6 protein-coding genes are annotated in these 4,488 nt (G+C 64.5%); all 6 read left to right on the top strand.

Features of this window, described 5'->3' with window-relative positions:
* Positions 1 to 251, top strand: a 251-nt coding sequence (locus Q4E95_RS11320; RefSeq protein WP_303383406.1) for an amino acid synthesis family protein, incomplete at its 5' end; no start/stop codon positions are given.
* Positions 248 to 799, top strand: a complete 552-nt coding sequence (locus Q4E95_RS11315; protein WP_303383405.1) for an amino acid synthesis family protein — start codon at positions 248 to 250, stop codon at positions 797 to 799. The genes Q4E95_RS11320 and Q4E95_RS11315, both read left to right, overlap by 4 nt.
* On the top strand, positions 796 to 1,554 hold the full coding sequence (locus Q4E95_RS11310; RefSeq protein WP_303383404.1) for an alpha/beta fold hydrolase: 759 nt from the start codon (positions 796 to 798) through the stop codon (positions 1,552 to 1,554). Before Q4E95_RS11315 ends, Q4E95_RS11310 begins: the two co-directional genes overlap by 4 nt.
* The gene (locus Q4E95_RS11305; protein ID WP_303383403.1) at positions 1,547 to 3,028 is read left to right on the top strand and encodes an aldehyde dehydrogenase; all 1,482 of its coding nucleotides are present in this window, start codon (positions 1,547 to 1,549) and stop codon (positions 3,026 to 3,028) included. Before Q4E95_RS11310 ends, Q4E95_RS11305 begins: the two co-directional genes overlap by 8 nt.
* 4 nt (positions 3,029 to 3,032) lie before the next feature.
* Positions 3,033 to 3,233, top strand: coding sequence for a tautomerase family protein (locus tag Q4E95_RS11300; protein WP_303383402.1), 201 nt, complete (start codon positions 3,033 to 3,035; stop codon positions 3,231 to 3,233).
* A gap of 45 nt (positions 3,234 to 3,278) precedes the next feature.
* Positions 3,279 to 4,328, top strand: a complete 1,050-nt coding sequence (locus Q4E95_RS11295) for an LLM class flavin-dependent oxidoreductase (RefSeq protein WP_303383401.1) — start codon at positions 3,279 to 3,281, stop codon at positions 4,326 to 4,328.
* Positions 4,329 to 4,488: the final 160 nt, after the last annotated feature.

Raw genomic sequence — 4,488 nt, 5'->3', positions numbered from 1 at the left:
CGGTCCTGTGCTTTGCGGACGGACGCGGTGAACCCGGAACCGAGCTGCGGGTGCCCCTGTGGCACAAAACGCACGCGACGTCCCGCAAGCATTACCAGACGCTGGACATTCATCTGGCTGATTCCCCCCACGCGGATGAGATCTGCGTGGTGGCAGCCGCAGCGGACGGTCCCCGTCCGTTCCATCGCATCGGGGATCGCAGTACTGATCCTGCGGTGTCCACCGACATCCTGAAAGGACTACTGGCATGAACGTTCGTAAGATCACCACCCTGGTGGAAGAGACCCTGACCGAGGGCGGCCGCCCCGTGGAACCCACCGCTCGCGTGGTCATGGTGGCGGCGACCATCGAGAACCCCTGGAAGGGGCAGGGATTCGTGGACGATCTCAGCGCCGGGATCGACGCCGTGGCTTCGGACCTCGGCGCTCTGCTGGCCCCCCGGGTCATGGAGGCGCTGGACGCTCCTTTGGAGGCGTACGGAAAAGCCGCGATCGTGGGGTTGGATGGTGAGATCGAGCATGGCTCCGCACTGATTCATACCCTGAAGTTCGGCAATCACTTCCGGGACGCCGCTCAGGCGTCCACCCTGTTGCCCGCCGTCGAGAAGCGCGCCGCTGCCGGAACCGTGTTCGACATCCCGCTCAAGCACTTCACGGACGCGACCATCCGCTCGCATCACCAGTCGCTCGAGGTGCGTATCGCAGACGCCCCGCACGCGGACGAGATCGTGATCGCCCTGGCCGGTGCCGCGCAGGGACGGCCGCAGCAGCGCCTGGCCCCGTTGTCCGCGGACCAGTGAGCATCGCGCCGCAGCGCGCCGTGCAGGAAGCCCCAGTGGTGTTCCTGCACGGCGTGGGATTGGACCACACCGTATGGGACAAGGTGGGCCCGTCGTTCGGGGACCGTGCCGTGGCGCTGGATCTGCCCGGTCACGGCGCTCAGCCGCCACTCACCCACGAGGTCTCACTAGCGGATCTCGCCGGGGACGTGTTGCGGCGCATGCCCGAGGGCCCGGTTCATCTCGTGGGGTTCTCACTCGGGGCGCTGATCGCGCAGTACATCGCAGCGCATCACCCGGACCGCGTACTGACGCTGGCGTGCGTGAGCGCGGTGTGCGAGCGCACCCAGGAGGAGGCCGACGCCGTTCGGCAGCGGTTTGAGCTGGCACGCACCGATTTCCACGAAAGCATGCGCCGCGCCGTCGACCGCTGGTTTCCGACGAACGGACCCGCCGCGGAGACGGAACGGGTAGCCACGCGCGAGGTATTGCTGGCCAATAACGTGGAGTCCTATTTGTACGCGTACCGGGTGTTCGCTACGGGGGACCGCGAGGTCGCCGCAGCACTACCGAAGATTGCCGCACCCACGCTGGCGATCACCGGAGAACTGGACCCGGGCTCCACCCCGCAGATGTCGTACCGGTTGCAGCGGTTGATTCCCCGTTGCGCCGTGCGCGTCCTGCCCGGCGTGCGGCACATGCTGCCCGTGGAGGCCCCTGACCAGCTGACCGAAAGCCTGACAACACTGATCCAGGGAGGAGCACACGATGACTGAGCGCATCGGACATTTCATTGACGGTGAGTATCGCGAACCGTCCGACGGAAGCTATTTCGAGAGCACCAACCCCGCCACTCTCGAGGTGCTCTACGAGGCCGCTCGCGGCAACCAAGAAGACGTTCGAACCGCCGTCGACGCCGCTCGCCGGACTTTCGAGTCCAGCGCGTGGCAGCGCACCACGCCCACAAAGCGCGGCCACCTGCTGCGTCGCCTGGGGGACGCTGTCGCCGCAAACGCAGAGGAACTCGCGCGGTTCGAGAGCCTGGACAACGGAAAGCTGCTGCGCGAGATGCGCGGCCAGCTCAAGTCCTTGCCCGAGTACCTCTACTACTACGCGGGCCTGGCGGACAAGGTGCAGGGCTCACAGATCCCCACGAACTCGCCCGAGGTGTTGAACTTCACCCAGCGTGAGGCACTGGGCGTGGTGGGGGCGATCACCCCGTGGAACTCGCCGCTCACGCTCACGGTGTCCAAACTGGCGCCGGCGCTGGCCGCGGGCAACACCATGGTCATCAAACCCAGCGAGTACACATCCCGTACAATCCTGCGTCTCGCGGAACTGACCGTTGAAGCCGGTTTCCCGGCGGGCGCCGTGAACGCGGTTGCCGGTTTCGGGGGTGAGGCGGGAGCGGCACTGGTGGACAACCCACGCATCGCCAAGATCTCCTTCACCGGATCCACGAAGACCGGGTCGGCCATCGCCGCCTCTGCCGCTAGCCGCTTTATCGGCTGCACGTTGGAACTCGGCGGGAAAAGTCCGAACATTGTGTTCGAGGACGCCGACGTGCCCAACGCGGCCATGGGCGTCGTCGCCGGCATCTTTGCCGCGGCCGGGCAGACCTGCATTGCCGGCAGCCGCGTGTTCGCGCATCGCAGCGTCTACGACGAATTGCTGGAACGCGTGAGCGAACGAGCCTCGAGCATCAAGATCGGGGACCCGCTGGACGACGGGACCGAACTGGGCCCCCTGGCGTTCGAGGATCAACTCGCCAAAGTGCGTTCCTACATCGAGTTGGGCGTCAACGAGGGTGCTTCGGTGCACTCGGGAGGGGAGCGTCCGGACATCGAGCTGCCGGGGTACTTCCTGCAGCCCACCGTGCTGACCGAGGCGACCAACGAGATGCGCGTGTGTCGCGAGGAAATCTTTGGCCCGGTGGCCGCGATCATGCCCTTCGACACCGAGGACGAGGTCCTGCACCTGGCCAACGACACCAATTACGGGCTGGCGGCCGGGGTCTGGACGAGCAACCTGCAGCGAGCCATGCGCATGGCTCAGCGGTTGGAAGCCGGGACCATCTGGCTCAACACCTACCGCGCCATGTCCCCCATGTCTCCGCGGCAGGGGTTCAAGGAGTCCGGAGTGGGCGTGGAGCACGGGCTGGAATCCATGAACGAATACACCCGGCTCAAGAGCATTTGGATCAACACGGACGAAGGTCCCGTGGCCGATCCGTTCGTGATGCGGGGGTGACGTCATGCCACTCGTGGACATCTCCATTGCCCGGGGCCGCACGCCCGAACAATTGCGGGACCTCATCGCCAACGTGCACGACGCCGTCGAGCATTCCGTGGGAGCCGCGCCCGAGAACATCACGGTGATCGTGCGAGAGGTGGAGCCCCGGTATTGGGCCCGCGCCAATCAAACCGTCGCGGAGCGAGCCTCCGCGAACAAGTAGGTACTCGGACACCGCTGTCCGGGGACAGGAACAAAGGAGAAGCCGATGCGTTTTTCGCTCTTCATCCACATGGAACGTTGGGACGACGCAATCAGTGAGGAGCAACACTGGGCCAATCTGGTGGAGCTGGTGCAACTGGCCGAGGCCGGTGGGTTCGGCACCGTCTGGATCGGTGAGCACCACTCGATGGAGTACACGGCATCACCCAATCCCATGCCGCAGTTGGCGTACCTGGCGGCCAAGACATCCACCATCCATCTGGGGGCGGGAACCATCATCGCCCCGTTCTGGAGCCCCATTCGTGCTGCCGGTGAAACGGCTCTGTTGGACGTCATCAGCGGTGGACGGGCTGAACTCGGGGTGGCCCGGGGGGCTTACCAGTTCGAGTTCAACCGCATGGCCGGCGGCATGCCCGCCTCCGATGGCGGCAAGTATTTGCGAGAACTGGTGCCTGCCGTACGCAAACTGTGGGAGGGTGACTACGCCCACGACGGCGAGCTGTGGCAGTTCCCGGTGTCCACATCCGTACCCAAACCGGTACAGAAACCCAACCCGCCCATCTGGGTCGCGGCGCGGACCCCGGAAACCCATGAGTTCGCGATAGCCAACCAATGCAATGTGCAGGTCACCCCCCTCATGAAGGGGGATGAAGAGGTACAGGACCTCAAGAACAAGTTCGACGAAGCTTGTAAGCACAACTCCGACCCGGATTTCACGCCCGACATCATGGTGCTGCGTCACACCTATGTGCACTCCCCGGAAGACCCCGAGGGCTGGGGCGCAGGAGCGGCGGGGATCAGCAAGTTCTACCGCACATTCTCCGCATGGGCTTTCGGGAAGAAAAATCCCCACAACGGTTTCCTCGAGCCGACGCCGGAGGAGAACTTTGCGGAGCGCCCCGAGTTCGAGTTGGAAACGATTCGCCGCAACTCCGTGATCGGGACACCCGATGAAGTCATTGAGCGCGTGCGCGGTTACGAGAACATGGGCTACGACGAGTACTCCTTCTGGACGGACAACTCCATGACTCACGAGGAGAAGAAGCGCTCGCTGCAGTACTTCGTTGACCACGTGATGCCTGAATTCACCACGTGAGACAACGACGCCGAGCTCCAGCACCCGAGGGGGTGCTGGAGCTCGAGCCGGTAGGGGCCACCAATGCTCTGGGCGCTGGGACCTGAAGGATGAACCCACTTTCGTGACCGCGGGCAATCCCGGTTTTTTCTATGAACTCGCATATTCTGTGTGGTAGTTC

It is taken from the genome of Kocuria sp., assembly GCF_030536815.1.
Lineage (GTDB): Bacteria > Actinomycetota > Actinomycetes > Actinomycetales > Micrococcaceae > Kocuria > Kocuria gwangalliensis.
This window is presented reverse-complemented; position numbering and strand designations above follow the sequence as displayed.

Excerpts from the sequence above, each read along its gene's own strand:
- Q4E95_RS11295 (WP_303383401.1), top strand. The coding sequence starts at position 3,279 with ATGCGTTTTTCGCTCTTCATCCACATGGAACGTTGGGACGACGCAATC.
- Q4E95_RS11305 (WP_303383403.1), top strand. The coding sequence starts at position 1,547 with ATGACTGAGCGCATCGGACATTTCATTGACGGTGAGTATCGCGAACCG.
- Q4E95_RS11315 (WP_303383405.1), top strand. The coding sequence starts at position 248 with ATGAACGTTCGTAAGATCACCACCCTGGTGGAAGAGACCCTGACCGAG.
- Q4E95_RS11300 (WP_303383402.1), top strand. The coding sequence starts at position 3,033 with ATGCCACTCGTGGACATCTCCATTGCCCGGGGCCGCACGCCCGAACAA.